The sequence below is a fragment of the Rhodocyclaceae bacterium genome, from assembly GCA_020248265.1.
Lineage (GTDB): Bacteria > Pseudomonadota > Gammaproteobacteria > Burkholderiales > CAIKXV01 > CAIKXV01.
Map to the genome: position 1 here is coordinate 38,765 of JADCHX010000015.1, position 26,511 is coordinate 65,275.

Here is a 26,511-nt window from a genome sequence, read left to right on the forward strand (position 1 = left end):
ATGGCAGGTTCTGAAGATCCGGCGTCACGGGTGGCCTGGCTGAGGCAGGAACTGCACCGCCATTCGCACGCGTATTACGTGCTGGACGCGCCGTCGGTGCCGGATGCCGAGTACGACCGTCTGTTCCAGGAACTGGACGCCCTGGAGCGTGCGCACCCCGGGCTGGCGACCCCGGATTCGCCGACGCAGCGGGTCGGTGCCGCACCTTCTTCGGCCTTTGCCACCGTCGCGCATCGGGTGCCGATGCTTTCGCTGAACAATGCGTTCAGCGACGAGGAGGTCGTCGCCTTCGATCGACGCGCGCGCGAGGCGTTGGGCAGCGGCGGCCCGATTCGCTACGCCGTGGAACCCAAGTTCGACGGCCTCGCCGTGAGTCTCACCTATGTCGACGGCCGGTTCGCGACCGGTGCCACACGCGGCGACGGCGAGGCGGGGGAGGACGTGACCGCGAACCTGCGCACGATGCAGGCGATCCCGCTGCGCATCGAGACCGCCCCCCCACTGCTGGAAGTCAGAGGGGAAGTCCTGATTCTTCGGCGCGACTTCATGCGGATCAACGACGCACAGCGCGCGCGCGGAGAGCGCGAGTTCGTGAATCCGCGCAACGCGGCGGCTGGCTCGCTGCGCCAGCTCGACCCGACGGTGACTGCCGCGCGCCGCCTGTGGTTCTTCGCCTATGGCGTCGTCGCCGGGGACGACGTACAACTGCCGGCAGACCGGCACAGCGCGCTCATGGACTGGCTGGCTTCGCTGCGCTTTCCGGTCACACCCGATCGCGCGACGGTGAGCGGAGTGGACGGGCTGCTCGGCTATTTCCGCGACATCGGCGGACGCCGAGGCATGTTGCCCTACGACATCGACGGCGTCGTCTACAAGGTTGATTCGATCGTCGATCAGCAGCGCCTGGGGTTCGTGTCGCGCGCACCACGGTTCGCCCTCGCGCACAAGTTCCCGGCCGAGGAGGCGTTGACCGAACTGGCCGGCATCGACGTGCAGGTCGGACGCACCGGGGCACTGACGCCGGTCGCGCGGCTCAGGCCGGTGTTCGTGGGCGGCGTCACCGTCACCAACGCCACCCTGCACAACGAAGACGAGGTGCGGCGAAAGGATGTCCGGGTCGGAGACGTGGTGGTGGTACGGCGCGCCGGCGATGTGATCCCCGAAGTCGTGCGGATCGTGCCGGAACGGCGGCCGCCGGATACGATCGTATTCACGATGCCGAGCCGGTGCCCGGTCTGCGGTTCGGCGGTCGTGAAGCCGGACGGCGAGGCGATCAGCCGCTGTACGGGGGGGCTGTTCTGCGCGGCGCAGCGCAAGCAGGCGCTGCTGCATTTCGCCTCGCGCCGGGCGATGGACATCGAAGGCCTCGGGGAGAAGCTGGTCGATCAGCTGGTGGGCGGCGTCCCGGCGCCCGGCGACGACCCAGGCTTGCCGTCCGCGCAGGCCACGCCGCTGGTGCGCACGCCCGCCGACCTGTACCGGCTCACCGTGGGGCAGCTGGGCGGGCTGGAACGAATGGCCGAGAAGTCCGCAGGAAACCTGGTCGCCGCGATCGACGCCAGCCGCCGTCCCACCCTCTCCAGGCTGGTGTTCGCGCTGGGTATTCGCAACGTAGGCGAGACGACCGCGCGCGACCTCGCTCGGCATTTCCGGACACTCGAGGCCTTGATGCGCGCCACCGAGCCCGAGCTGCTGCAGGTGCCCGATGTCGGTCCGGTGGTCGCGCAGAGCATCGCCACGTTCTTCGCGCAGTCGCATAACCGCGAAGTGATCGATGCGCTGTTGCAGGCCGGCGTACAGCCGCAGCCAGTCGCGGCGGGCCCGACGGTCGTGGATGGCGCCGGGGCGGTCGCTGGCAGGACGTTCGTCTTGACCGGCACCCTGCCAGGGCTGTCGCGCGACGAGGCTCGTGCGCTGATCGAAGCGGCGGGCGGCAAGGTGGCGGGCAGCGTGTCGAAGAAGACCGACTACGTGGTGGCCGGCGACGAGGCTGGCAGCAAGCTCGAGAAGGCCCGCGCGCTGGGCGTCGCCGTGCTCGACGAGGCTGGGTTGCAGGTACTGCTGAGGCAGGGCGCCGGGGCCGACGGGGCCGATTGAGTCGCCGTGGCCGATCGAATAGACTGGAAACGACCATGAGCAAGCGATGATCGACCGAACGCAGGCCTGGAACATCCTCGAAGCCGCCGAGCTGCTTCATGGCGAGGCCGAGATCGCGCAGGCGATCGACCGTGTGGCTGTGCAGATCGTCGCGCGGCTCCGCGATACCGAACCGCTGGTACTGGCGGTGATGGGTGGTGGCGTCGTTTTCGCGGGGCAACTGCTGCCGCGCCTGCGCTTCCCGCTGGAGTTCGACTTCATCCACGTGACGCGCTATCGCGGCGGTACCACCGGCGGCGAGGTCCGCTGGCCAGTCGCACCGCACGTACCGCTGAAGGACCGCACGGTCCTGGTGGTCGACGACATCCTGGACGAAGGGCGCACGCTGGCGGCGGTGCGCGAGCGGTTCCTGTCCGAGGGCGTGCGCGCGTTCCACAGTGCCGTGCTCTGCGAGAAGCTGCTGCAGCAGGAGAAGCCCGTGCGCGCCGACTATGTCGGCGTGACGGTTCCCGACCGTTATGTGTTCGGCTGCGGCATGGACGTCAACGGCGCCTGGCGCAACCTGCCGGGGATCTACGCGGTCGGCCGGCAGCCTTGAAGACGATCGGCCTTCTCGGCGGGACCAGCTGGCCCTCAACCGTGATCTACTACCGACTCCTGAACGAACTCGCCCAGGAACGGTTCGGCGGCCACCACTCCGCGCGGCTGCTCGTGCACAGCATCGATTACCACGATATCCGCAGCCGTTATCCGGGTGACGGCGTTCCGCCCGAGGCATTCGACGGCATCGCACCGTTGCTCGAGGCCGAACTGCGCGCACTGGCGGCCTGCCGGCCCGGCTGCATCATCCTCGGCAACAACACGCTTCACAAGTCGCTGGATACCTTTGTCGACCGGCTGGCGCTGCCGATGCCGCTGTTCCACATCGTCGACGAGACGGCCCACGTGGCCCGGGCTGCGGGGTATCGCCGGGTGCTCCTGCTCGCCACCCGCTTCACGATGGAAGACGGCTTCTTCGCGCGGCGCCTGGCGGCGCACGGCATCGAGGCGGTGGTTCCGGATGTTCCCGACCGTGCCGAGGTGCAGGCGATCCAGGCACCGCTTGCGCGCGGCGAATGGCTGGACGAGTACCAGGACCGCCTGCTGCGCGTCGTCGATCGCCATGCTTCGCTCGATGCGGTGGTACTTGGATGCACCGAACTGCCACTGGCCATGAAGCCGGAGGCTTCCGCGCTGCCGGTGCTCGATACCGTGCGCATACAGTGCGAGCGCGCGTTCGACTGGGCGGTCGAAGGGCGTGCGCCGTCCACCCCCGCTTCTGCGTACTGACACGCTCCGGAACAAAGGACTCACATGCTCGCGATCATCGGAGGCTCCGGCCTCGGGAAGCTTGCCACGATCGAGGCGCCGCACCGGCGCGTGGTGCGCACACCCTATGGCGAACCCTCGGGCGCACTGACGTTCGGGCGCCTGTGCGGGCGCGACGTGGTGTTCCTGCCGCGCCACGGACATGGCCACACGATCGCGCCGCACGAGGTCAACTACCGCGCGAACATCTGGGCACTGCGCGAGGAGAACGTAGACGCGATCATTTCCGTTGCATCCGTCGGTGGCATCCGCGCAGACCTGGCGCCAGGCGTGCTCGCGGTACCGCACCAGATCATCGACTACACGCACGGCCGCCGCGGAACCTTCTTCGAGGGACCCGATCAGCCCGTCACGCATGTCGACTTCACCGAGCCCTACTGCCCGCAGCTGCGGGCGAGCCTGCTGGCAGCAGCGGCAGCCGCAGGCGAAGCGATGATTGCGGACGGTGTCTATGCGGTAACGCAGGGGCCGCGGCTGGAGACCGCTGCCGAGATCGACCGGCTCGAGCGCGACGGCGCCGACATGGTCGGCATGACCGGAATGCCCGAGGCCGCGCTGGCGCGCGAGCTCGGGCTTTCCTATGCGGCTCTCGCCGTGGTGGCCAACTTCGCCGCCGGCCGCGGCAACAGTGCGCATGCGATCGACTTGCACATCATCGGTGGCGTGCTTTCGGTGGCCATGCAGCGGGTCCAGCATATCCTCGACCGATGCGTGGAATGCCATGGTTCGTGACGTCCTGCGGATGGGAAACCCCGTGCTGCTGCAGGTCGCGCGGCCGGTCGATGCATTCGGTACGCCCGAGCTCGCGGCCCTGCTGCAGGACATGCGTGACACGATGGCCGCCCTCGATGGCGCAGGGCTTGCCGCGCCGCAGATCGGTATCTCGCTGCAGGTGGTGATCTTCGGCGTCGCGTCCAATCCGCGCTATCCCGACGCGGACGATGTGCCGTACACCGAACTGCTCAATCCGGTCCTGGAGCCTGCAGGCGAGGAAATCGAGGACGGATGGGAGGGCTGTCTGTCGGTGCCCGGCATGCGTGGCGTGGTGCCGCGCTGGAAGCATCTGCGCTACCGCGGCCTGACCCCGTCGGGTGAGCCGGTCGATCGTACGGTGTCGGGCTTCCATGCGCGGGTGGTGCAGCACGAATGCGACCACCTGATGGGCATCCTCTATCCGATGCGCATCCGCGACCTGCGTCAGTTCGGGTTCAGCGAAGCCCTGTTCCCCGGCGAGGCCCTGGCGGACGACTAGCATCGTCGTCCCGCGGCGGGCCAGGCACTGGCCTGGTGCCAGGCAGCGTCGCCGCGCGCCGCACAGGATGCCTGTGTCGGTGCGGTGGCACGCTTTCTGCACTCGTCGTGTGCATGAACTGCCATCTCGACATTTCCTGCCGACATCGCGCCACGCGTGGCAAGCCTTGCCGGTCCGGGCGGCAGCATGACGTCGCCGGAGCCGCGTCATGAGCGCCGGGCCAACCCTGGCTGAAGCGGCCCTGCTGCACGATTCCGGCCAGTTCGACGCAGCGCGCCGCGCCTACCGTTCGATCCTCGACGCGCAGCCCGACAGCGCGCGGGTGCTGTACCTGCTCGGCCTGCTCGAGAAGGCCAGCGGTGACCGGGAACAATCCATGTCCTGCCTGCAGCAGGCGATCGCAGCGGATCCTATGCAGGCCGACGTGTGGATGGCGATCGGCGACCTGCATGCGGAGACCGGCGCCGATGCACTTGCGACCGAGGCATTCGAGCGTTGCGTCGCGCGTGCCCGCGGCAGCGCGCTCGGCTGGTTCAAGCTGGGCTTCGCGCAGCAGAAGCTCGAGCGCCATGCGGACGCCGAGAAGGCCTATCGCCGGGCGGTGAAACTGCAGCCGGTGTTCCCCGAGGCATGGTGCAATCTGGGCAACGAACTCGGTGCGCTGATGCGCAAAGACGACGCGATCGCCGCGCTGCGCCGCGCGGTTGCCCAGCGCCCTGCGTTCCCCGAAGCCTGGCGAAACCTCGGCGTCATCCTCGAAGCCGTCGGCCGGCGAGCGGAGGCACTCGACTGCTTCGAGCGAGCCTGCGAACAGCGGCCCGACGATGCCGATGCCCACTTCTGCCGGGCCGCTGCGCTCGCTGCGCTCGGTCGCGGCGTCGATGCGGTGGCCGCCTACGAGCGCGTGTTCGAACTGGCGCCTGCGCACGCTGGCGCCTACAACAACCTGGGCATCCTGTTCCTGGACGAGCATCTGCTCGACGATGCGCGCGCATGCTTCCTGTGCGCGCTCGATGCCGACCCCGCCCACGCCGAAGCATTGAACAACCTCGGCAACGTGGACTTGCGCGAGCAGCGTTTCCCGGAGGCCGCCGAAGACTTCCGACGTGCCCTGGAGCTCTCACCGTCGTTCGTCGAGGCGCTCAATGGCGCCGGCCTCGCAGCGCAGGAACTCGGTCGAGCGCGGGACGCGGCATCGTCCTTCAGGAGCGCGATCGCGCTGCGCCCCGGTTTCGCGGAGGCGCATGCAAACCTGGCGATGACCTTAGTACAACTCGGCGATACAGCTGCGGCGCGGCAGACCTTCCTGCATGCGGCGGCGCTGTCGGACGACGCCACGCTGCGCCTGCGGGCAGCGACGCTGCTGCCCGCGATCATGGGCACGAAGGCCTCGATCGAGGCCGACCGCCAGCGCATCCGCGCCGACATGCAGTCGCTGGCCGCCGCGCCGCAAAGCGCGACCGAGGCCCGGGTGATGAAGTACCTCGATCCGCCGTTCTACTTCGCCTATCGTGGGTGGAACAATCGCCAGACGCTGTCCGACCTGGCCGCCCTCTACCTGAAGATGGCGCCCGAGCTCGGCTGCGAATCGCCGCATGTCGGGGCACCGCGTACCCGCTCTCGCGTGCGGGTCGGATTCGTGTCGCAGTATTTCTTCCGGCATTCGGTCGGTATGTCGTTCACGCGGCTGATCGCCGGTCTGGCTGCCGATCCAAGGCTGGAGATCGTCGGCATCTCGCTCGGGCACAAGGACGACGAGGTGACGACGAGCATCCGGTCGAATTGCGCCGGCTGGATCTCGCCACGCGGCAACCTGTCCTCGATACGCGCGGCGATCGCCTCGCTCGACCTGGATGTCCTGTTCTACACCGACATCGGCATGGATCGGATCACCTATCCGCTCTCGTTGTCGCGCCTTGCCCGGGTGCAGTGCCTCAGCGGTGGCCATCCCGAGACCAGCGGTAGCCCGAACATCGACTACCTGCTGTCCAGCCGCTGGCTGGAGACGCCAGCCGCACAGGCCTTCTACAGCGAGCAACTGGTGCTGCTGGACGCCTACAACAGCGTGCTCACCCGGCCGGCCGTCATGCCCGACCTGGCGAGCCGGGCCCAGCTGGGGCTAGCCGGCGAGCATGTGTACCTGTGCCCGGTAAAGTTGCACAAGCTGCACCCGGATTTCGACGTGGCCCTGGCTGCCCTGATCGAGCGCGACCCGAAGGCCTGCGTGGTGCTGTTCGAGGACGAGCGACAGGCGCACTGGCGTGTGCTGACCGAGGCGCGCCAGCGCGAGACCATGGGTGCCGCCGCAGGCCGGGTACGGTTCGAGCCCTGGGCGGATGCGCGGACCTTCCAGTCCTGGCTGCAGGCAGCCGATGCGGTCCTCGACTGCTGGCCTTTCGGAATGGGCACGACCGCCATCAACGCGCTCGGGCAGGCGATACCGGTGCTGACCCTGCCGTCCGAACGCCTGTCGGGGCGCGGTACCCAGGCGTTGCTGCGCATGATGGAAATCGACTGGCTGGTGGCCGCCGACGTCGACGATTTCGTTTCGCGCGCGGTGACGCTGGCCGCGGAACCGTCGCTGCGCCAGCAGCTCGCTCAAGATTTGCGGGCCCGGTCCGATGTTCTGTTCCGACAGGCGGACTGCGCAGCGGAAATGGCCGGATTCCTGGTCGAAAGCGTGGCCCGAAAGGAGGCAGCAGCATGAACCCCATCCCGGTGCTCAAGCCCGACATGCCGTCGGTGGACGACCTGTTGCCCTACCTGCGGCGGATCGACGAGGCGCAGCAGTACGCCAACTTCGGGCCCCTGTGCCTGGAGCTCGAGAAACGGCTGTCTGCCGACTGCGCCGCACTGAGCGAGCAGCCGGTGGCCCTGACCACCGTCGCCAACTGCACCGTCGGCCTGCAACTCGCGCTGATGGCGAGCGTCGACCGTCCGCGGGTGAAGGTGCTCGTGCCTTCGCTGACGTTTCCCGGCACGGTATCCGGCATCCTCCAGGCCGGGTTCGAGCCGGTTCTCGCCGACGTCGACCCGGCGCGCTGGGTGCTGACACCGGAGATCGCGCGCGCTGCGATGAACCGGGTGCGCGGCATCCGGGCGATCATGCCGGTGGCCGCGTTCGGCGGTGCACTCGACGCAGACGCCTGGGATCAGCTGACCGAGGAGACCGGCGTCCCTGTCGTGATCGATGCCGCAGGAGCCTTCGGCAACCAGCGCATCGGCCGCCATACCGTGGTCGCCTACAGCATGCATGCGACCAAGGCGCTGGGTGCCGGGGAGGGCGGCTTCGTGGTCGCGCGCGATGCCGAGATCGTCGCGCGGGTGCGACGCCTGTCCAATTTCGGCTACATGTCTGCGGGTGGCCTGATCTCGGATATCGGGGTCAACGGCAAGATGAGCGAGTATGCCGCCGCCGTCGGGCTGGCCGCCCTCGATCGCTGGCCCGCGATCAGCGCGGCGCGGCGCCGGCTGATGGCGACCTACCGGCAGGCGCTGACGGATACCTGCCCGGAGATCGTGCTGCAGGAGCGTCCGGCCGGCGGCGTCTATTCGCTGGGCGTGGTGCGCTTGCCAGACCGGCTGCGCGCGGAAACCGTGGCGGAGTTCCTTGCATCGCGCGGTATCGGCTCGCGCCGCTGGTACTGCCCGGGCATTTATGCTCACCCCGCATTCCTGTCGCTGACGCAGGCCGATGACCATGTGCTCGTCAAGCACCTGGACCAGCATCTGCTCGGGTTGCCGTTCCACCTCGAGATGAGCCTGGCCGACATCGAGCGGGTGACCGGTGCGCTGCAGGCCATACTCTCGCTGGGCGGGCGTGGCCGTACCGGTGTCGCCAAGGCTACGCGCAGCAGCAGTTCGCGCGGCGCGCACCTGCGCGCGGTGGGCTAGCGATGGCCTCGCGTCAGCCGCTGGTGGTGTTCGGCGCCGGCCAGATCGCGGAGGTGGCATGGCACTGCTTCGCGCACGATTCGGACTACGAGGTGGTCGGATTCACGGTCGACCCGGAGTATCTCGCTGCCGACACCCTGCTCGGCCTGCCGGTGCTGCCGTATGCGCAGGCGATGGCGTGCTGGCCAGCCGCGACCCATGCGATGTTCGTGGCGATCGCCTACGGGCGTCTGAACCAGGCACGCGCCGGCACGGTGGCAAGGGTGCAGGCCGATGGCTACCGCTGCGCGAACTACATCAGCTCGCGTGCGCGGGTCGCTGGCGAAGTGGTGCCGGACAGCAATACCTTCGTGATGGAACTGAACAACGTGCAGGCGTTCTCGCGCCTCGGACGCGATGTATGGCTGTGGGCGGGCAACCATATCGGACACCACTCGACGATCGGCGACCACTGCTTCCTCGCCTCGCATGTGGTCGTGTCCGGATCGGTCGAGGTCGGCGAGTCGAGCTTCATCGGCGTCAACGCGACGATTCGTGACAATGTCCGGATCGGCGCGCGCAACGTGATCGGTGCCGGCGTGGTGATCCTCGCCGACACGAAGGACGCCGAGGTGTACGTCGGCCCGAAGACCGAAGCCTCGCGCGTGCCCAGCCACCGGCTGCGCGGCATCTGAGTGGAGCGACCCTGGATACCCTGATGCCATCCCCGATCACGCTCGCGTCGGACAGCCCTGTTGCAGCCGAGGCCACGGCCACCGGCTGGCACTGGCGCAAACTCGGGCAGGTGTTCGACCCGCGTGCCCATCCCGAGTGGGCCGGCAGCCATGCTCAGGTTCCGACGGTGCTCGTGATGACGGACCGCCTGCGCGTGTACTACGCCGGCCGCGGCGCGGACGGCCGAAGCTTCCCGACCTTCATCGACGTCGACCGCGACGATCCGACACGGTTGCTCGACTGCCACCGCTCGCCCGTGCTCGGGCTCGGCGCGCCGGGCACCTTCGACGACGAGGGCGTGATGCCGGCCTGGGTGCATCAGCGGGAAGGCCGGGTGTGGATGTACTACAGCGGCTGGAACCGGCGGCTGACCGTGCCGTACCACAACGCGACCGGGCTCGCGGTCAGCGACGATGGTGGGCTTACGTTCCAGCGCGCCTACCAGGGTCCGGTGCTCGACCGTACGCCGGAAGAGCCGTACCTCGCCGTCACCCCCTGGATCGAATGCGAGCCGGCGGGGCAGGACGCCGACGCACGGCCAGCCTGCGGTGCGCGCTGGCAGGCGTGGTACATCTCCGGCGAACGCTGGGTGGAAGTCGGCGGCCGCTACGAGCCGGTCTACGTGATCCGGCACGCGCGCTCCGACGACGGCGTGCACTGGCAGCGCAGGGCGGTCACTTGCGTCGAGCAGGCCCATCCGCTGGAGGCGTTCTCGCATCCGACCGTGCTGCGCGAGGGCGGGCGCTACCACCTCTGGTACTGCCATCGGCACAGCCTCGACTACCGGGACGGCAGCGGAGCCTACCGGATCGGCTACGCATGGTCCGACGACGGCGAACGCTTCGTGCGCAGCGATGCGCAGTCGGGCATCTCGCCCTCGACCGACGGCTGGGACTCGACCATGACCTGCTACCCGTCGACGGTGCGCGTCGACACCCGCACATATCTTTTCTACAACGGCAACGGCTTCGGGCAGAGCGGCATCGGCGTCGCGATCCTCGAAGGCCGGCTGCCCGGGCGGCCCTGGGCCGGCACCGGGCCGACAGCGGAAGGCTGAACCAGATGACGCTCCACGGAAGCACGCGCACCAGCAGCGAAGGCACCTCGGCGGACGAACAGCAGCTCGGCCAGCGGCAGCAGCTCGAACGGATGTTCCGGGAGTCGCCGCTGCCGCCCGAGCACCTGATGTTCAACCTCGGCATGTACACCCGCAGCTCGGTGCTGGTGAAGTTCCTGTTCATGAACGACATCTACCAGCGCATCCGGCACCTGCCCGGGGTGCTGATCGAACTGGGCGTCTGGTGGGGCCAGAACCTGGTGCTGCTGGAAAACCTGCGGGCTATCCATGAACCCTTCAACAAGCAGCGCATGATCGTCGGTTTCGATACGTTCTCCGGTTATCGCACGTTCACCGACAAGGACATCCGCGGCGACGTGATGAGCGACGGTACCTATGCGACGCCTCCGGGATACCGCCACTACCTCGCAATGCTGCTCGAGGCCCACGAGGGCGCGAACGCGTTCGGCCACCAGCGCGGCAACCACCGGCTGGTGGAGGGCGATGCCACCCAGACCGTCCCGAACTATTTCGCCGAGCATCCGGAAACGCTGGTCGCGATGGCGTTCTTCGACATCGGTACCTACCTGCCGACGGTCGAGGCGCTCAAGGCGATGAAGTCGTCGTTGATGCCCGGCAGTGTGCTGGTGTTCGACGAACTGACCTGGGCCGGCGCGCCCGGCGAGGCGATTGCCTTCAAGGAAGTGTTCCGGGACATCGACTACACGATCGAGAAGGCGGCTCTGTATCCGTCCAAGGCGATCGTCACCGTAAAGTGAGGAACAGAGCATGCCCGACATGACCGAACCCGTGGTCGTTGCGCAGCACTGCCTGCGCGCAGGGCTGACCGTCGACCGCTTCTGCGCAGCGATGGCAACGCGCGGATGGCTGGTCATCGATCGCTTCGTCGACGACGACCTCGTATGCCGGATGCGCGCCGACCTCGACCGGGCCTACGCCACGTGCCGTCGTCTGCAGGTGGCCAACGGCATCGCGCTCGACACGGAAGGCACGCTGCACCATCTCGTCGGCCAGGGCGAGTCGTTCCTCGAGTTCATCGACCGGCTGGCACCGATCGTCCCGCACCTCGAGACCCACTTCGGCGGGCCGTTCATCCTGAACTCGTTCGGGGGCAACATCCTGCGCGCGAGCCCGTCCTACGCGAGTGCCATCCACCGCGACGTGCGCACGTGTTCGCGCGAACTGCCGCTGCTGCTCAACACACTGCTGATGCTCGACGACTTCACCGTGCACAACGGCGCGACGCTGATGATGACCGGCAGCCACCTCGATTGCCCGGACCGGCCGTCCGACCAGGCATTCGCCGCGCGCGCCGAGGCCGCGACCGGCCGTGCCGGCAGCCTGCTCGTGTTCGATTCGAACCTATGGCACGCCGCTGGCGTGAACAACACGGCCGCCGCGCGTCGCTCGGTCACGCCGATGTTCAGCCGTCCGCTGGTAAAGCCGCAGTTCGACCACCCGCGCGCGCTCGGCTACGAGCGCATGGACACCCTGTCCGAACTGCAGCGCCAGGTGCTCGGGTACTACTCGCGCATTCCCGCGACGCTCGAGGAGTGGTACCAACCGCCGCAGCGCCGCATGTACCGCCCCGGGCAGGGATGAGACGATGAAACGCGACCTCCGGCTCGAGCACCAGGACACCGGCGCACGCAAGTACGCGTATGCCTTCGACTACATCCACCGGGAGTACATGTGGCGTGCGTTCCAGCCGTTCCTGCCGCGCCATGCCGGCGCGCGGGCGCTGGAGATGGGCTGCTACCGCGGCGAGTTCACGCGCACGCTGGCTGGGGCCTTCGACGACCTCACCGTGCTGGAAGGGGCTGGGGACCTGGTCGAGGCGGCACGCCGGGCCGTGCCCGCCCATGTGCGGTTCGTGCACTCCCGCTTCGAGGACTGGAACCCGCCCGCCGACGCCGGGTTCGATGCGGTGTTCCTGATGCACACGCTCGAGCATGTCGACGAGCCGGTGCCCTTGCTCGAGCGCATAGGCCGCTGGCTCGCCCCTGGGGGGCGATTGTTCCTGGTGGTACCCAATGCCAATGCGCCGTCGCGCCAGATCGCCGTCAAGATGGGGCTGATCTCGCACAACACCGCGGTGACCGCCGGCGAGTACGAGCACGGTCACCGGCGCACCTACGCGTTCGATACGCTGGAGCACGAGGTGCGGCTGGCCGGGCTCGACGTGACGCACCGTGCGGGCGTGCTGTTCAAGCCACTGGCGAACTTCCAGATGGATCGTGCGCTCGAGGCAGGGATCATCGATCGCGCCTACCTGGAGGGCTGCTACCAGCTCGGCATGGTCCATCCGGACCTCTGCGCGAGCATCTTCCTGCTTTGCAGTCCGGGCTCCGGTGGCCTGGGCGAACCGGTCGGCCCTGTCGGCAAGGGCAACCTGTCCTGAGGATTCGACGATGACACCCGCTCTCCACGCCGAAAGCCCATGCGCAGCCGACGCCGGTTCCGACTGGGTTGCCTCCTATCGCGCCAGCGGGCTGGCCGTGATTCCGGGTGCGCTGCCGGTGGATCGCCTAGACCGCATCGCGCGCGACATGCACTGCGCCTACGCACGGCAGCTCGAGCGGCTGGGCCGGCCGGCCGCGGCCTGGAGCGGGCGTGCCTCGCTGCTGCAGAACATGGAGCAACTGCTGCAAGCCGACGTGAAGGCATACCTCGCAACGACCCGGCACAGCGCGCGGCTCGCTTCCCTGCAGCAACTGGTCGTATCGGATGCCGTGCTGTCGATCGGCTCGGCGCTCGGGCTGCAGGCGGCTTCGTTGCCCACCTCGCCGGTGCTGCACGTGATGGGCGACACGCTGCGCATCCCCGGCGGCTATCACGGCGTCGCCACGCACCAGGATTGGCCCGTTGTCCAGGGCTCGCTCGACGCGGTCACGATGTGGTTTTCGCTGTTCGACGTGACGCCGCGCACTTACCCGCTGCAGTTGATCCCGGGCAGCCACCGGCGCGGCGTCTGGCCCTCGCGGATCACCGAACACACCAGTGAGGTGGATCCGTCCTGCTACAGCGAGGACGACTTCATCACGGCGACCGTATCGCGCGGCGACCTGCTGGTGTTCACCGGTTTCACCGTGCATCGCACCGCATTGAAGGATTGTGCCGGCTTGCGCATTGCCGCCAGCATGCGCTACGAGAACACCGCCGAGGCTACCTTCGTCGAGCGCAGCTATCCGTGTGCCTACCAGCGGACGGTCATCCGCGAGGCGCCATTACCCGGGTTTCCGTCGATCGCTCAGGTCGACCGCGCGATCGGTCTGACCGACTGACGCCCCGGTGATCACCGCGCGGCTGCCAGCCAGTCGCGCCAGATCGCACGCAGGCGCGCTTCGAAGTTGACCGCAAAGGCGGCGGTGTCCCATTGCGGCGTCGCAGCCAGGTGGCTGGCAAGGGTTGCGCGCTGGCGGCGCAGGTAGTCGACGTCGCTGGCCATCGCTTCCGCGCGCGCGATGTAGTCGTCGACATCGCGGGCGATGGAGTCGTTAAGCCCCGCACCGACCAGGATCGAGGCGGTGTTCCGGCTGCGCCACTCGTCGCCGCCGATCGCGACCACCGGCACGCCCTGCCAGAGGGCGTTGATGGAGGTGGAGCCGCTGCTGTAGGGGAAGGTATCGATCGCGACATCGACCTGCGCATACAGTCGCTTCATCGCGTCGTAAGGGGATGGCCCTTCGAGGATCAGGCGGTCGCCGCCGATGCCAAGCGCGCGGAACGCTGCGGCGACCCGTTCGCGTTCGGCGGGCATGCGCAGGTTCGCGCTCTTGAGGTACAGCTTCGCATGCCTCACCCGATGCAGCAGGCGCGCCCACGCGTGCATCACTTCGGGATTGACCTTGAAGAAGTCCCCGAAGCAGGAAAACGTCGGATAGCCGTTGCGCTCGACCGGCGGCGCCGTGGTGGCCGGTGGATCGCCCATGTCCCAGGCCGAGATGGTGCCGTTGGGCATGTTGAAGATCTTCTCGACGTACAGGCTGGCATCCTCGGGCGGTACGCTGTAGTCGTCGGCGATCAGGTAGTTGTAGGCCTTCGCCCCGACCGTCGCGGTCAGGTTGAACCAGTTGACCTGCACCGGCGCGGGCTGCCGCAGCATCGCGCCGAAGAAGTTGGGCGTGCGCAGCCGGCCGTTGATGTCGAGCAGGATGTCGATCCGGTCGGCCCGGACCCGGTCGAAGAAGGCGGTGTCGCCGATGCCGTGCACGTCCCGGTACTGGTCGACCAGCGCTCGCAGCACCGGCCCGCCATTGCCGAAGTTGTAGCAGTACAGCTCGATGCGCTGACGGTCGTACTGGCGGAAGAACGGATACAGGGTCTGCCGGCCGATCATGCTGTCGATGTAGTCGCCGACCAGCCCGACGCGCAGGCGCCGCTCGGGGTCACGGTCATTAGGAAACGAGGCTGGGTCGGGCAGTCGCTCCTCCACAGCGTGCGCCGAGGCCCATGCGCGGCTTTCCGCGAAGTAGTCATGCGCCGAATGCCGGGGACTCGCCAGGTAGCACTTGAGCAGGAAATTGTGGTGGTCCACCGTGTTTGCGCGCGCGAGGTCTGCCCTGGCCATCGCCTCGGCGTCGTCGATCAGCCCACCGTGATAGAGGCGGTCGCGTTCAAGCGCATCGGGTTGCATGCGGGACAGGGCCACGCGCTGCAGTTCCGCGACGGCCTGCCCGCTGGCACCGTTGCGCGCCGCGCGTTCGAGCAGAGGCAGCGCAGCGTCGGACAGACCGCGGTCCATCACCGCCAGCGACAGGTTCAGCAGCAGTTCTGCGTTGTCGGGGTTTGCGACGAGCCCATGTGCGAGCGTGTCCTGGGCGGCAGCCAGGTCGTGCGCACGATAGTGGATCCGTCCGAGCCCGCTCGCGGCCTGGAAGCACCCGGGGGACAGCCGCTCGGCTTCCGCATAGCAGGCGCGAGCTTCGTCCTCACGCTCGAGCGAAAGCAACACGTTGCCGAGGTTTCCGAATGCCTCGGGATAGGACGGCCGATGGTGCACGGCCGCGAGGTACGACTGCAGGGCACCTTCGAGGTCGCCCTCGGTCATGCGCACGCTGCCCAGGTTGTTGTGTGCTTCGGCGGATGCGGGGCGCAGCGCGAGGGCTGCTTCGATCAGACGCCGCGCGAGCGCGGCTTCGCCAAGATTCAGCGCAGCGACGCCCATCAGGTGCACGGCGTCGAAGTCGCGCGGATCGGCCTCGTACAACTGCTGGTAGACCTTGATCGCGTCCCGGAAATGGCCTTCACCGTGCAGCTGCATCGCACGGGCGAGCAGGCTTCGATCGGCATCGCCGGGTGAACGCGGATCGCTCATGCAGGCTCGGGATACGCTTTGGTGGGGTGCGCCGGTTCCGGAGTGAAACCCGCAGCGCGAACAGGCATTATCGAGCATCGCGCGGACGTTGCGAAGCCTGCGTCTGCAGCGCGTTGCATAGCCGGACAGCGGTTGTACGGCTTCCAGAGGGCAGGGCAATGACCACTGTTGCGATCATGCAGCCGTACTTCTACCCGTACGCCGGGTACTTCCGGCTGTTCTCGCGCGCGGATCTGTTCGTGGTTTACGACTGCGTGCAGTTCCCGCGCCGCGGCTGGGTGCACCGGAATCGTCTGACGGGGGCCGGCGGGCAACTGCAGTGGCTGACCCTCCGGCTCGCGCATGCTGCGCAGGACACGGCCATCCGCGACATGCGTCTCGAACCCTTCGCGATGGAGCAGCTCGCCGCCGACCTGCGGCGCTTTCCTGCGTTCGATCGGGCGGAGCCTGAGCTGCGCGCCCGGCTGCCGCTGCTCGAAGGCGGGGCGACGCTCGTCGACTATCTCGAACGCAACCTGCAGGCAGTGCTCGACTGTCTCGGGATTGCCTGCCGGATGGTCCGCTCATCGAGCCTCGACATCGATCCGAGCCTGCGCGGGCAGCAGCGGATCCTCGCCATCGCGCGCCGGCTCGGTGCCGATCGATACCTGAATGCGCCGGGGGGGCGCGACCTGTACGAGTCCGACGCTTTCGCACGCGACGGGATCCGGCTCGAATTCCTGGAGCCGGCGGCCGGCAGCCAGGCGAGCCTGCTGGAGCGCCTGTGCAGCGAGGAGCCCGAGTCGATCCGCGCCGACGTGCGCTGAAGGCTCTTGCAGGATGTCCAGCCGTCCACCCGCGCGGCGTTCGCTCAAGTTTCGCCGTCCTGTGCCGTTACCAGCGACGACAAAGAACTGTTCCGTCCTGTTCCCGGCCCACCTCAAGCGACTGATTCGCTAAAGAATTTCGAGGTCTGGCCGTTAATGACTGGGACAGCGGCTCGCAAGGCCTTAAGTGGCGAGGGATGAGCGATGTCAAACAGTAACGACCCGTTTGACTGACACGACCACGAACACTTCAGGAGACTTTCATGTCCCAGGTAATCAACACCAACATCGCTTCGCTGAACGCACAGCGAAACCTCACGACGTCCCAGAGCAATCTGGCGACCGCGCTGCAGCGCCTGTCCTCGGGTCTGCGCATCAACTCGGCAAAGGATGATGCCGCCGGTCTCGCGATCTCCGACCGCATGACCTCGCAGATCCGCGGCCTCGACCAGGCCCGCCGCAACGCGAATGACGGCATCTCGCTGTCGCAGACGGCCGAGGGCGCGCTGGCGCAGTCCGGCGAGATCCTGCAGCGTATCCGCGAGCTGGCGATCCAGTCGGCGAACGCGACGAACTCGGCCAGCGATCGCCAGTCGCTGAACTCGGAGGTGAGCCAGCTGGTGACCGAGGTCACCCGGATCGCCAATGCGACCACCTTCAACGGCCTGAAGATCCTCGACGGGAGTTACCAGGGCCAGCAGTTCCAGGTCGGCGCCGATGCCAACCAGACGATCGGCGTATCGATCCAGGGCGCGGCAGCCAAGGACCTGGCCAACAATTCCGTGGCCGGTCAGGGTACCGGCGCGACCGGCCTGGGCGGCGCCTCCGCGGGTGCCAATGCGGCGCCGGCGGGCAACGGCGTCGCGGCGCAGACCGTGACCGTGTCGGGCTCGAACGGTTCGGCGAACGTCAGCGTTGCCGCCGACGACCAGGCGTCGACCATCGCCGCAGCGGTCAATGCGCAGTCCGGTGCGACCGGCGTCAGCGCCCGTGCGTCGACTTCCGCGACCCTGGCGGTCGCCAACGTGGGCAACGTGTCGTTCAGCCTGAACGGTGGCGGTACCGCGACCACGATCAACGCGACGATCCCGGCCGGCGGTAACCTCGGCGCGGTTGTCACCGCAGTCAACCAGGTGTCGGGCCGTACCGGTGTCACCGCGACCCTCAATGCTGCAGGCAATGCGCTGACCTTCAGCCAGGCCGACGGCAAGGACATCGTGGTCGAGAACTTCCTCAATTCGGCTGGTGGTACCGCGACCTTCACCGGATCGAACACGACTGCGGCGACGCTGACCAGCGGCGGTACCGACTCGAGCCGTGCCTCGGGTACGGTCAGCTTCACCTCGGATGCCGGCTTCACCGTAGCGTCTGACGCGGCCAACGGCGTGGTTGCCGCTGCCGCGAACACTGCAGTGGGATCGACCGCGGCCGATCTGACCAGCGTCGACATCTCGACGGCGACTGGCGCCAACACCGCCATCGGCATCGTCGATGCGGCGCTGAACCAGATCAACAAGTCGCGTGCGCAACTCGGCGCGGTGCAGAACCGGTTCGGAAACACCATCGCCAACCTGCAGACAACCTCGGAGAACCTGAGTTCCGCGCGCAGCCGGATCCGCGACGCGGACTTCGCATCGGAGACGGCGTCACTGACCCGCGGCCAGATCCTGCAGCAGGCCGGCACCGCGATCCTGGCCCAGGCCAACTCGCTGCCGAACAACGTGCTGTCGCTGCTGAGGTAATCGTCCCGGAAAGGAGTGCAGTGAAGCCGTTGCAGTAGAAAGAGACGTCCGGCCGGGCAGGTGCCCGGCCGGACACCCTCGTTAGCAAGGAGACAGTGCCATGCTGATCCAGCCGACATCGGCCGCCTTGAATACAGGCAAGCCGGAGCTTCAGCCGCGCCAGGTGGCGCGCGATGCTCCCGCCGCACCGGCGACGCAGGAAAAGGCAGCACCCGTCGAAACGAATACCCAGGCGGTCAAGGCCGCAGTGGAAGCATCGAACCGTGTGGTGCAGTCGTTGCAGAGCAAGATCGAATTCGTCACCGACGAATCGTCTGGCCAGATGCTGGTCAAGGTGATCGATCCGTCGAACAATGAACTGATCCGTCAGATTCCTTCCGAGGAGATGCTGGCGATTTCGCGTGCGCTCGATCGCATGCAGGGGTTGCTGGTGAAGAGCCAGGCCTGACGGACTCGCGCCGGCCGGACAGCGCCGGAATCCAAGATGTCCTCACCTTCCGCTCAAGCTCCCGGCCTGGCGGCCGTTATCCATTGCAGGCACCGGGAGGGTTGAATGGCCATTTCGTCACCAGGAATCGGCTCCAAGCTGGATGTGAACAACATCGTCACCCAGCTGATGGGCATCGAGAGCCGTCCGCTGGCTCAGCTCAACACGCGAGAAGTCAGCTACCAGGCCAAACTCTCGGCCTTCGGTTCGATCCGTGGCGCGTTGTCCCAGTTCCAGGGCGCGATGAGCAGTCTTTCGTTCGCGAGCCGGTTCGAGGGCGCCACGGCGACCAGCAGCGATACGACGGTGGTATCCGCGTCGGCGACGGCGCGCGCGCCCGCCGGGAACTACTCGGTGGCGGTGAGCGCCCTTGCGCAAAGCCAGCGGCTGGTGGCGGCCGGGCAGGCCACCACCACTGCGACGATCGGCACAGGTACCCTGAGCTTCGATTTCGGCACCATCAGTGGTGGCAGTTTCGACGCTCAGACCGGCCAGTACACCGGGGCGGCGTTCGCCAGCGCGGGCAGCGGTGTGCGCACCGTGACCATCGCGTCGGGTTCAGGTTCGCTCGCCGGTATCCGCGACGCCATCAATGCGGCTGGCATCGGGGTGACCGCCAGCATCGTCAACGACGGTGCCGCCTCGCCGTTTCGCCTGGTGCTGTCTTCGGACAAGACCGGTGCGGCTAATGCGATGAAGATCACGGTCAACGGCGACGCGGCGCTGGACAACCTGCTGGGCCAGAACCCGGCTTCGACCCAGAACCTGGTGCAGACCGCTGCCGCGCGCAACGCCGAACTCACGATCAACGGGGTCGCGGTGACCAAGCCGACCAACATCGTGTCCGACGCGCTCGAAGGGGTGACACTCACCCTGTCGAAGACGAACGTCGGCGCGCCGGCCACCGTGTCGGTTGCGCGCGACAGCGCCAGGGCCACGTCCGCTGCGGAAACGTTCGTCAAGGCCTACAACGACCTCAACAAGACGCTCGAGGATCTCTCGTCCTACAACGCCGACACGAAAACCGGGGCCGTGCTCAACGGAGACCCGGTCGTACGCTCGCTGCAGAACCAGTTGCGCGCGGTGTTCAGCCAGCCGCTCGGTGGGACTGGCTCCGATCTGCGGACATTGAGCGACGTCGGCATCGCATTCCAGCGCGATGGCACCCTTGCCCTCGACGCCACGAAGATGAACCGCGTGATGGCTGCCAATCCGGGCCGCATCGCAGGCCTGTTCGCCCCGGTCGGGAGGAGCACCGACTCGCTGGTCGAGTTCGCATCGGCGAAGTCCGGCGTCGTGCCAGGCAGCTATGCGCTGGACGTGACGCAGCTCGCTACCCGCGGCACCGGTAACGGCATCGTTCCGGCCGGCCTGACGATCAGCGCGGGCATCAACGACACGCTGGACCTGACGGTCGACGGTACCGCGTTCAGCGTCACGCTCGGGGCCGGCACATACGCCAGCGCCGGTGCGCTCGCGGCGGAACTCCAGGGGCGAATCAACGGCGTCTCCGCGCTCGGCGCGGCCGGGGGTGGGGTGGAAGTGTCCGAGTCGGGCGGGCAGCTCACCGTCACCTCGAATACCTACGGGACGGCGTCCAAGGTGATTCTTGCCGGCGGCAACGGTCTCGCCGGGCTGTTCGGTGCAAGTCCCGTTCGTGCGGATGGCATCGACGTCGCCGGCACGATCGATGGCGTGGTCGCCACGGGCTCCGGCCAGACGCTCACCTCCGCCGCCGGGCTGTCCGTGCGTGTACTGGGCGGTGCACTGGGTGCCCGCGCCACGATCGACTACACCGTGGGTTATGCGTCCCAGCTGTCGGGCTTCGCGAGTGCCCAGCTCGGCGCGGAAGGCAGCGTTGCCGGCCGGACCCAGGGCATCAATCGCTCGGTGTCGCTGATCGCCGACCAGCGCACGGCGCTGCAGCGCCGGCTCGACGGCATAGAGACGCGCTACCGCAGCCAGTTCGGCGCACTCGACGTGCTGATCAGCAATCTGTCGCAGACCAGCGACTTCCTGTCGCGGCAGCTTGCCGCACTGAACAGATAGCCGCCGGGCTGCATAAAGCGGTCGTTGCCGCTCTTCATTTCCGGTCAATCGTGCCGATGGTTGAAGCCATAGATCCAACACTCACGGGGACACCCTTCGATGCCAGCCAATCCTTTCCTCGCAAGCCGTGCCTATGCCGCCACCGGACTCGAAACCACGATCGCCGATGCGTCGCCGGAGCAACTGATCCTGATGCTCCACGACGGCCTGCTCGAATCACTGCACCGCGCGAGGCTGGCGATGGCGGACGGGCGCGTCGCGGAAAAGGGCGAGGCGATCTCGAAGGCGCTCGCGATACTGACCGAAGGCCTGATGCCGGCGCTCGATCTCGAGCGAGGCGGCGACATCGCCGGCAACCTGGCTGCACTGTATGAGTACATGATCACGCGACTGATGCTGGGTAACCTGCAGAACGACGCAGTGCCGTTCGAAGAGGTCGCGAAGCTGGTGCGGGAACTCAGGGGCGCGTGGCAGCAGCTGTCGGCCAAGCCGGTCGCGCGCGCGGCGCCGCTGCCGGCGCATGAGCCGCTGCCGTCGGCTGCGCGCGCTGGCCTGTCGTTCGGCGTCGCCTGACCGGCCTCCCCCCGCTCAAGGCGTTCATGTCCGCGCTTCAGGCCTACGAGGCAGCCCTCGAGCTGACCGAGCGCATGCTTGCGTGCGCTCGGTCGGCGCAATGGGACCGTCTGGTCGAACTCGAGAACGAGCGTGGCAGCCTGCTTGAAGCGATCGGCCGGGACGACCGGGATCCGGCTCGCGACGGTGCCGCGCGCGACGGTAAACGCAGGATCCTGGAACGCATGATCGCCTGCGACGCGGAGGTCGCGACACTGACCCAGGACTGGATGGCGGAGCTGCGGCAGATCCTTAATTCGGTCGATACCAGTCAGAAGCTGGAGCGTACCTACTCGGCACGCTGAGCGCGGACGCGCGCGGTGGCCGTTGACGGCGTCGGATCGGGGTAGCAAGATGATTCGTCTGGAACCTTGCAGGACAGCTGGGGATGGACTCGATCATCATTACGTGGCGCGAGCTGCTGCTGGTACTGGCGGCTGTGCTCGCGGTCTATGTCGCCGAGATGCTCCTGCTGTTGCGCCGGGGCGGCAATGCGGGCTGGCGCCTCTGGCAGCGTGGCGCCCAGGCCCATGCCCAGGCGCAGGCGTTGGGCGAGCTGCGTGCGCAGATCGAAGCCCTGCGGCTGGAAGCAGCCCAGATGCGCGCCCGGCTCGACAGACAGGAAGCGCAGGGCATCGTCGGTGGTCTGCCGGGTGGCGACGGCGCTGGCGGCCGTTTCGCCGCCCTCCACGCGCTGCAGCGGGGAGCATTCCCTCCCCCGGGTGGACCCGAGGCGGCAGATACGCCGTACGGCCACGCAATCGGTATGGCACGCGAAGGACGCGCGGTCGCCGAAGTAGCCAGCGACTGCGGCATATCGCGCGGGGAAGCGGAGTTGATCGTCGCGCTTTACCGATCGTCATCGCCGCACTGATCCTGCGCCGCGAGATGGTGCCGTGGTGCCGCGGGCGCGAGAACGGGCCGTCTCTCCACGACCAGGCTGCCGTGCCGGCTGAGGCGGCCTGAGCATGGGCCCGATGGATCCACCTATCCGCGTCGGCCCTTTGGCGGCGCCGTCGGCACCGGCGAGTTCCACGCTCGCGTTCGACGCGCGGATCGCGGCGGGTTCACTCACGGTCGGACAGCAGGTCGGTGCAAGGCTGCTCTCGGACCGGGCCAGCGGGCGCTTTCTCGCGATGATCGACGGCCGGCAGGTAGAGGTGGTGCTGCCGCCCGGCGCGAAGGCGGGCGATACGCTGCGCCTCACAGTCATCGCGGACCAGCCCCGGCTGGTACTGTCCGGCCAGGGCGAGCGGCGTGCCGGTCCCAGCGCCGGTACATTCACGGCCGTCGGCTCGCAGGCGGTAGCCACCGCAGCGGCCGGGTCCGAGGCGGCATCCCCATCCGCGGGTGTCGCGTCCGACGTTTCGTTGAGTGCCGGCGGGCGCGCGCTTGCGCGTCTGGTCGCTGACATCTCGGCGGCGGCCGCCGGCGCGCGTGGCACCGGGACGCATGTCATCGACGATCAGGCTGCACGGGCGGCACCGCTGGTGGCTCTGCCCGCAGCCGGGCGCTCCGAACTGGCTGGCCAGCTCGCCGGCGCGCTTGCCCGCACGTTCTCCGGCAGCGGTCTGTTCTACGAGTCGCACCAGGCGCAGTGGGTGGCAGGCGAACGGTCCCTCGACTCGCTGCGCCAGGAGCCGCAGGGAAAGCTGCCGCCGCTGCCCCCGGCAGCCGCCGGCAGGGATTTGCCAGGCCCGCAGGCTGGCCAGCCGGCAGGCGCAGGTATGGCAGACGCCGGGCGAATGCCGCCAGCCGGGCTGCGCGAGCCTGCGGCGGCATTCCAGTCATCGGGCGCGTTGCCGCAGGGCGCAGCGAGTCCGCTCGCCGGCGTGGTCGATCCAGCCTCCGCAAGCCTCGTGCAGCAACAGCTTGCGACGCTCGACGCGGGCAGCGCCGGCTGGATCGGACTCGCGCTGCCTGGCATGCCGGCTCGCATCGCGGTCCAGGAGCGGCCCGGGCCGTCCGGCGAAGACGAGGAGGCTGGCCGCGAGGCGGCAGGCGACTGGTCGACCACGGTATCGGTGACCCTGCCCCGGCTGGGCGCGATCGACGCGCGGCTGCTGCTGCGCGGCGACCGCTTGATGCTGTCCGTGGCGGCCGGAGCGGCCACCGGTGCGGACGAGCTGGCGGCGGCACGCCAGCAGCTGCTCGATGCGCTCGCCGCAGCCGGCCTCAAGGTCGATGCGCTGCAGGTCGAGGGACCATGAGCGACTCTGCGCGACCGCGAACGCCGCTCGCCGTCGCGCTCGCCTACCGTACCGGCGATGCCGCACCGAAGGTAGTGGCGCGCGGCAGCGGGGCGATCGCGGAGACGATCATCGAACGGGCACGCGAGGCGGGCGTCTACGTGCACGAGTCGACGGAACTGGTCGCGCTCCTGATGAAGGTGGACCTCGACCAGCGCATCCCGGCGCAGCTCTATGTCGCGGTGGCCGAACTGCTCGCCTGGCTCTACCAGATCGAGGCTGGCGGCGGTAAACCCGGAGCGCTGCCGCCCGAGGGCCTGCCTACTGCACCGCCAGTGCCGACAGCAGGTCCGCCTCCAGCCGCAGTACCGCCCGCTCGTTCGACAGGACCAGCCCGCTGATCAGCAGGGTGTCTTCCGCCCGTTCGCCGAGCGTGTTGATCAGCGCTGTTTGGACGCTGATGTCGTACTCGACCAGCACGCGTGCGATCGCGTAAAGCAGTCCGGGGCGGTCCCCGGCGACGATCGACAGGACGTGGTGCGTGCCGCGCTCGTCGGGCCGGATCCCGACCTCGGGTGCGATCGGGAAGTGGCGGAGCTGCCGGCTGAGCCGCCCGCGGATCGGCGGCGGCAGCGGTGCTGGCGAGGTCAGGGCAGCTGCAAGCTCATGTTCGATGAAGGTGATCACGTTGCGGTATTCGCGTCCTGCATCCTCCGCGTCGAGCACCGTGAACGAGTCGAGCGCGTACTGATGGCGGGTGGTGTTGATCTTCGCGTCGACGATCGAGAAGCCGATGCGTTCGAAGAAGCCGCACATTCGCGCGAACAGCTCTTTCTGCTCGGGTACGTACACAAGCACCTGCACCCCGCCGCCCCCGGGCGCCGGACGCGCGCGTACCACAGGCTCTGGCGTGGTCACCCGGTTCACCAGCGCGCGCGCATGCCAGGCCACTTCCTGCGGATCATGACGCAGGAAATAGGGTGTCTCGAGCTTCTCCCACAGCGGGCACTGCGCATCGGGCGGCAGCCCGTAGAGCGCGAGCTTGGCGAGCGCCTCGCGCTGGCGCAGTTGCAGGCTGTTGTCGGTGTCGATCGCGCCGCCGTCCAGGTAGCGTCGGGTGGCCAGGAAAAGGTCTTCCAGCAGCTTCGCCTTCCAGCCGTTCCATACCTTCGGACTGGTGCCGCGGACGTCCGCTACGGTGAGGATGTAGAGCGCGACCAGCCGACGCGGATCGCCCACGCGCCGGCCGAAGGCGGCGACCACGTCCGGATCGGAGATATCCTGCTTCTGTGCGGTCGCCGACATCGCAAGGTGCGCCTGCACCAGCCATGCTACGAGCTCCGTGTCCTCGCGCGATATCGAGTGGCTGCGGCAGAAGCGGCGCGCGTCCACCACGCCCAGCTCGGAATGGTCGCCCCCGCGGCCCTTGGCGATGTCGTGGAAGATCGCGGCGACATAGAGCAGTTCCGGCTTGTCGAAGTCCGCGATCAGGCGGCTGCAAAGCGGGTACTCGTGCGCGAATTCGGGAACCGCGAACCGGCGCACGTTGCGCACGACGCGCAGGATGTGCTCGTCGACCGTGTACACGTGGAACAGGTCGTGCTGCATCTGGCCGAAGATCCGGCCGAACGCAGGGATGTAGCGCCGCAGGACACCGTACAGGTGCATGCGGCGTACCTCGCGCACGACGCCGAGCGGTTCGCGCAGCACCTGCATGAACTGGGCACGGTTGACCGGGTCCGCGCGGAAACCACCATCGATGCGGGTGCGGCTGCGCCAGAGCGCACGCATCGTTTCGGCCTCGATGCCCCTGAGCTCAGGATGCCGCTGCAGCGTGAGGAAGGTCGCGAGGATCGCATGCGGGTCGCGGTCGAACAGGTCGCGCGAGCGCGCTTCCAGCAGTTCGTTGCGCGCCTGGAACCGCTCGTCGATCGGGACCGGTGGGGAGGACGGCCCCGGGCGCTGGCGGGCGAGCAGGTTCTGCAGCAGAATCGTGTTGGTCAGCGTGACCGACTTCGCGGTGCGGTAGTACCGCTGCATCAGCTGCTCGCTGGCGCGCCTCGACGCGGTGTCCGCGAAGCCGTACTGCTCCGCCAGCCGGGTCTGCAGGTCGAACAGCAGGCGATCCTCGCGCCGGCCTGCGATCAGGTGCGTGCGGATGCGCAGGTCGTTCAGCAGGCGCTCATGGCGCGCGATGAAGGTCGCCTCGGCGGCCGTGATGAGCCCGTTGGCCGCGAGTTCGCGCCAGTCGGAACCGGCGCGGCTGGCGCGGCCGATCCACAGGATGGTCTGCAGGTCGCGCAACCCGCCAGGGCTCTCCTTTATGCTCGGCTCGAGGTTGTGCGCGCTCTCCTGGTAGCGCGTGTGGCGCTGTTGCTGTTCGAGCTGCTTGGCCTGGCAGAACAGGACCGGATCGAGGCGGGCGGCGAGCTTTTCTCGGAACGCCGTGGCGCGCCGCCGGGCACCGCACAGCAGGCGGGCCTCCAGCAGGTTGGTCTGCACCGTCACGTCGCGCGCCGAGATCTCGAGGCACTGTTCGACGGTACGCACGCTGTGGCCGACCTCCAGCCCGATGTCCCAGAGCATGCCGATCAGCTCTTCGAGCTTCGCCTCGATCTCGGGATTGGCCTCCTCGGAGAGCAGGACGAGCAGATCGACATCCGACCACGGGAACAGTTCGCCCCTGCCATAGCCGCCGACTGCCAGCAGCGCCGCCGACCTGGGCATCTGTACATGGTGCCAAGTCTCGCGAAGGAGGCCATCGGTCAGCGAAGCCTGCCCGCGCAGCATGCGCCGGGCCGGGAGTCCTGCGAGGTAGCGTTCGCGCAGCAGTGCGCGCCCGTCGGACAGGCGCTGCCGCAGGCGGGCGGTCAGTTCGGCACGATCCACGGGGAGCAGGGCGTCGG

The 26,511-nt window shown here is 68.1% G+C and carries 24 protein-coding genes; 22 read left to right on the forward strand and 2 right to left on the reverse strand.

What is annotated here, in order from left to right:
* From ligA to ING98_14890, 13 genes are all read left to right on the forward strand, one after another.
* Nucleotides 1–2,097: an NAD-dependent DNA ligase LigA gene (gene ligA / locus ING98_14830; GenBank protein MCA3103137.1), complete on the forward strand. Its 2,097-nt coding sequence runs from the start codon at nucleotides 1–3 to the stop codon at nucleotides 2,095–2,097.
* Nucleotides 2,098–2,143: 46 nt separating this feature from the next.
* Complete coding sequence (locus ING98_14835; protein ID MCA3103138.1) at nucleotides 2,144–2,695, forward strand: hypoxanthine-guanine phosphoribosyltransferase; 552 nt, start codon at nucleotides 2,144–2,146, stop codon at nucleotides 2,693–2,695.
* Nucleotides 2,692–3,426: an amino acid racemase gene (locus ING98_14840; protein ID MCA3103139.1), complete on the forward strand. Its 735-nt coding sequence runs from the start codon at nucleotides 2,692–2,694 to the stop codon at nucleotides 3,424–3,426. The genes ING98_14835 and ING98_14840 overlap by 4 nt, the downstream gene beginning before the upstream one ends.
* Before the next feature lie 24 nt (nucleotides 3,427–3,450).
* The gene (locus ING98_14845; protein MCA3103140.1) at nucleotides 3,451–4,197 is read left to right on the forward strand and encodes an S-methyl-5'-thioinosine phosphorylase; all 747 of its coding nucleotides are present in this window, start codon (nucleotides 3,451–3,453) and stop codon (nucleotides 4,195–4,197) included.
* Nucleotides 4,187–4,717, forward strand: a complete 531-nt coding sequence (locus tag ING98_14850; protein ID MCA3103141.1) for a peptide deformylase — start codon at nucleotides 4,187–4,189, stop codon at nucleotides 4,715–4,717. The genes ING98_14845 and ING98_14850 overlap by 11 nt, the downstream gene beginning before the upstream one ends.
* A gap of 208 nt (nucleotides 4,718–4,925) precedes the next feature.
* Nucleotides 4,926–7,424, forward strand: a complete 2,499-nt coding sequence (locus tag ING98_14855; GenBank protein ID MCA3103142.1) for a tetratricopeptide repeat protein — start codon at nucleotides 4,926–4,928, stop codon at nucleotides 7,422–7,424.
* Entirely contained in the window at nucleotides 7,421–8,611 is a 1,191-nt protein-coding gene (locus tag ING98_14860; protein ID MCA3103143.1) for a DegT/DnrJ/EryC1/StrS aminotransferase family protein, read from the forward strand. Before ING98_14855 ends, ING98_14860 begins: the two co-directional genes overlap by 4 nt.
* 2 nt (nucleotides 8,612–8,613) lie before the next feature.
* Nucleotides 8,614–9,285, forward strand: coding sequence for an acetyltransferase (locus tag ING98_14865; protein ID MCA3103144.1), 672 nt, complete (start codon nucleotides 8,614–8,616; stop codon nucleotides 9,283–9,285).
* 23 nt (nucleotides 9,286–9,308) lie between these two features.
* A complete protein-coding gene (locus ING98_14870) occupies nucleotides 9,309–10,382 on the forward strand; it encodes a hypothetical protein (protein MCA3103145.1) in 1,074 nt (357 codons plus the stop codon).
* Between the two features lie 5 nt (nucleotides 10,383–10,387).
* Nucleotides 10,388–11,161 carry a dTDP-6-deoxy-L-hexose 3-O-methyltransferase gene (locus ING98_14875; GenBank protein ID MCA3103146.1) on the forward strand — a complete coding sequence of 258 codons (774 nt, stop codon included), beginning with the start codon at nucleotides 10,388–10,390 and terminating at the stop codon, nucleotides 11,159–11,161.
* Between the two features lie 91 nt (nucleotides 11,162–11,252).
* Nucleotides 11,253–12,005, forward strand: a complete 753-nt coding sequence (locus tag ING98_14880) for a phytanoyl-CoA dioxygenase family protein (protein MCA3103147.1) — start codon at nucleotides 11,253–11,255, stop codon at nucleotides 12,003–12,005.
* A gap of 4 nt (nucleotides 12,006–12,009) precedes the next feature.
* Nucleotides 12,010–12,804, forward strand: a complete 795-nt coding sequence (locus ING98_14885; GenBank protein MCA3103148.1) for a class I SAM-dependent methyltransferase — start codon at nucleotides 12,010–12,012, stop codon at nucleotides 12,802–12,804.
* 10 nt (nucleotides 12,805–12,814) lie between these two features.
* Complete coding sequence (locus ING98_14890) at nucleotides 12,815–13,687, forward strand: phytanoyl-CoA dioxygenase family protein (protein MCA3103149.1); 873 nt, start codon at nucleotides 12,815–12,817, stop codon at nucleotides 13,685–13,687.
* Between the two features lie 11 nt (nucleotides 13,688–13,698).
* Here the strand turns inward: ING98_14890 and ING98_14895 are convergent, their stop codons facing one another.
* Nucleotides 13,699–15,720 carry a tetratricopeptide repeat protein gene (locus tag ING98_14895; protein MCA3103150.1) on the reverse strand — a complete coding sequence of 674 codons (2,022 nt, stop codon included), beginning with the start codon at nucleotides 15,718–15,720 and terminating at the stop codon, nucleotides 13,699–13,701.
* A 158-nt stretch (nucleotides 15,721–15,878) separates the two neighbouring features.
* Here ING98_14895 and ING98_14900 point away from each other — a divergent pair, with 158 nt between their 5' ends.
* The 9 genes from ING98_14900 to ING98_14940 all read left to right on the forward strand — a co-directional run bounded on the left by ING98_14900 (nucleotide 15,879) and on the right by ING98_14940 (nucleotide 24,006).
* Complete coding sequence (locus tag ING98_14900; protein MCA3103151.1) at nucleotides 15,879–16,526, forward strand: WbqC family protein; 648 nt, start codon at nucleotides 15,879–15,881, stop codon at nucleotides 16,524–16,526.
* Between the two features lie 263 nt (nucleotides 16,527–16,789).
* Nucleotides 16,790–18,268: a flagellin gene (locus tag ING98_14905; protein MCA3103152.1), complete on the forward strand. Its 1,479-nt coding sequence runs from the start codon at nucleotides 16,790–16,792 to the stop codon at nucleotides 18,266–18,268.
* A gap of 100 nt (nucleotides 18,269–18,368) precedes the next feature.
* Nucleotides 18,369–18,716 carry a flagellar protein FlaG gene (locus tag ING98_14910; GenBank protein ID MCA3103153.1) on the forward strand — a complete coding sequence of 116 codons (348 nt, stop codon included), beginning with the start codon at nucleotides 18,369–18,371 and terminating at the stop codon, nucleotides 18,714–18,716.
* 105 nt (nucleotides 18,717–18,821) lie between these two features.
* A complete protein-coding gene (gene fliD, locus ING98_14915) occupies nucleotides 18,822–20,804 on the forward strand; it encodes a flagellar filament capping protein FliD (protein ID MCA3103154.1) in 1,983 nt (660 codons plus the stop codon).
* A gap of 99 nt (nucleotides 20,805–20,903) precedes the next feature.
* Complete coding sequence (gene fliS / locus ING98_14920; protein MCA3103155.1) at nucleotides 20,904–21,377, forward strand: flagellar export chaperone FliS; 474 nt, start codon at nucleotides 20,904–20,906, stop codon at nucleotides 21,375–21,377.
* Nucleotides 21,378–21,403: 26 nt separating this feature from the next.
* On the forward strand, nucleotides 21,404–21,721 hold the full coding sequence (locus ING98_14925; GenBank protein ID MCA3103156.1) for a flagellar protein FliT: 318 nt from the start codon (nucleotides 21,404–21,406) through the stop codon (nucleotides 21,719–21,721).
* 83 nt (nucleotides 21,722–21,804) lie between these two features.
* Nucleotides 21,805–22,290: a DUF2802 domain-containing protein gene (locus tag ING98_14930; protein ID MCA3103157.1), complete on the forward strand. Its 486-nt coding sequence runs from the start codon at nucleotides 21,805–21,807 to the stop codon at nucleotides 22,288–22,290.
* A 103-nt stretch (nucleotides 22,291–22,393) separates the two neighbouring features.
* On the forward strand, nucleotides 22,394–23,626 hold the full coding sequence (locus tag ING98_14935; protein ID MCA3103158.1) for a flagellar hook-length control protein FliK: 1,233 nt from the start codon (nucleotides 22,394–22,396) through the stop codon (nucleotides 23,624–23,626).
* Nucleotides 23,623–24,006 (forward strand): EscU/YscU/HrcU family type III secretion system export apparatus switch protein, encoded by a 384-nt coding sequence (locus tag ING98_14940; protein MCA3103159.1) that lies wholly within the window; start codon nucleotides 23,623–23,625, stop codon nucleotides 24,004–24,006. Before ING98_14935 ends, ING98_14940 begins: the two co-directional genes overlap by 4 nt.
* Here the strand turns inward: ING98_14940 and ING98_14945 are convergent.
* The gene (locus ING98_14945) at nucleotides 23,927–26,494 is read right to left on the reverse strand and encodes a [protein-PII] uridylyltransferase (GenBank protein MCA3103160.1); all 2,568 of its coding nucleotides are present in this window, start codon (nucleotides 26,492–26,494) and stop codon (nucleotides 23,927–23,929) included. The two genes, ING98_14940 and ING98_14945, sit on opposite strands and share 80 nt — an antisense overlap.
* Between the last annotated feature and the right edge of the window lie 17 nt (nucleotides 26,495–26,511).

Bases quoted from the DNA above. Each gene is read 5' to 3' on its own strand.
- ligA (MCA3103137.1), top strand. From the start codon at position 1: ATGGCAGGTTCTGAAGATCCGGCGTCACGGGTGGCCTGGCTGAGGCAG.
- ING98_14835 (MCA3103138.1), top strand. From the start codon at position 2,144: ATGATCGACCGAACGCAGGCCTGGAACATCCTCGAAGCCGCCGAGCTG.
- ING98_14845 (MCA3103140.1), top strand. From the start codon at position 3,451: ATGCTCGCGATCATCGGAGGCTCCGGCCTCGGGAAGCTTGCCACGATC.
- ING98_14850 (MCA3103141.1), top strand. From the start codon at position 4,187: ATGGTTCGTGACGTCCTGCGGATGGGAAACCCCGTGCTGCTGCAGGTC.
- ING98_14855 (MCA3103142.1), top strand. From the start codon at position 4,926: ATGAGCGCCGGGCCAACCCTGGCTGAAGCGGCCCTGCTGCACGATTCC.
- ING98_14860 (MCA3103143.1), top strand. From the start codon at position 7,421: ATGAACCCCATCCCGGTGCTCAAGCCCGACATGCCGTCGGTGGACGAC.
- ING98_14865 (MCA3103144.1), top strand. From the start codon at position 8,614: ATGGCCTCGCGTCAGCCGCTGGTGGTGTTCGGCGCCGGCCAGATCGCG.
- ING98_14870 (MCA3103145.1), top strand. From the start codon at position 9,309: ATGCCATCCCCGATCACGCTCGCGTCGGACAGCCCTGTTGCAGCCGAG.
- ING98_14875 (MCA3103146.1), top strand. From the start codon at position 10,388: ATGACGCTCCACGGAAGCACGCGCACCAGCAGCGAAGGCACCTCGGCG.
- ING98_14880 (MCA3103147.1), top strand. From the start codon at position 11,253: ATGGCAACGCGCGGATGGCTGGTCATCGATCGCTTCGTCGACGACGAC.
- ING98_14885 (MCA3103148.1), top strand. From the start codon at position 12,010: ATGAAACGCGACCTCCGGCTCGAGCACCAGGACACCGGCGCACGCAAG.
- ING98_14890 (MCA3103149.1), top strand. From the start codon at position 12,815: ATGACACCCGCTCTCCACGCCGAAAGCCCATGCGCAGCCGACGCCGGT.
- ING98_14895 (MCA3103150.1), bottom strand. From the start codon at position 15,720: ATGAGCGATCCGCGTTCACCCGGCGATGCCGATCGAAGCCTGCTCGCC.
- ING98_14900 (MCA3103151.1), top strand. From the start codon at position 15,879: ATGACCACTGTTGCGATCATGCAGCCGTACTTCTACCCGTACGCCGGG.
- ING98_14905 (MCA3103152.1), top strand. From the start codon at position 16,790: ATGTCCCAGGTAATCAACACCAACATCGCTTCGCTGAACGCACAGCGA.
- ING98_14910 (MCA3103153.1), top strand. From the start codon at position 18,369: ATGCTGATCCAGCCGACATCGGCCGCCTTGAATACAGGCAAGCCGGAG.
- fliD (MCA3103154.1), top strand. From the start codon at position 18,822: ATGGCCATTTCGTCACCAGGAATCGGCTCCAAGCTGGATGTGAACAAC.
- fliS (MCA3103155.1), top strand. From the start codon at position 20,904: ATGCCAGCCAATCCTTTCCTCGCAAGCCGTGCCTATGCCGCCACCGGA.
- ING98_14925 (MCA3103156.1), top strand. From the start codon at position 21,404: ATGTCCGCGCTTCAGGCCTACGAGGCAGCCCTCGAGCTGACCGAGCGC.
- ING98_14930 (MCA3103157.1), top strand. From the start codon at position 21,805: ATGGACTCGATCATCATTACGTGGCGCGAGCTGCTGCTGGTACTGGCG.
- ING98_14935 (MCA3103158.1), top strand. From the start codon at position 22,394: ATGGATCCACCTATCCGCGTCGGCCCTTTGGCGGCGCCGTCGGCACCG.
- ING98_14940 (MCA3103159.1), top strand. From the start codon at position 23,623: ATGAGCGACTCTGCGCGACCGCGAACGCCGCTCGCCGTCGCGCTCGCC.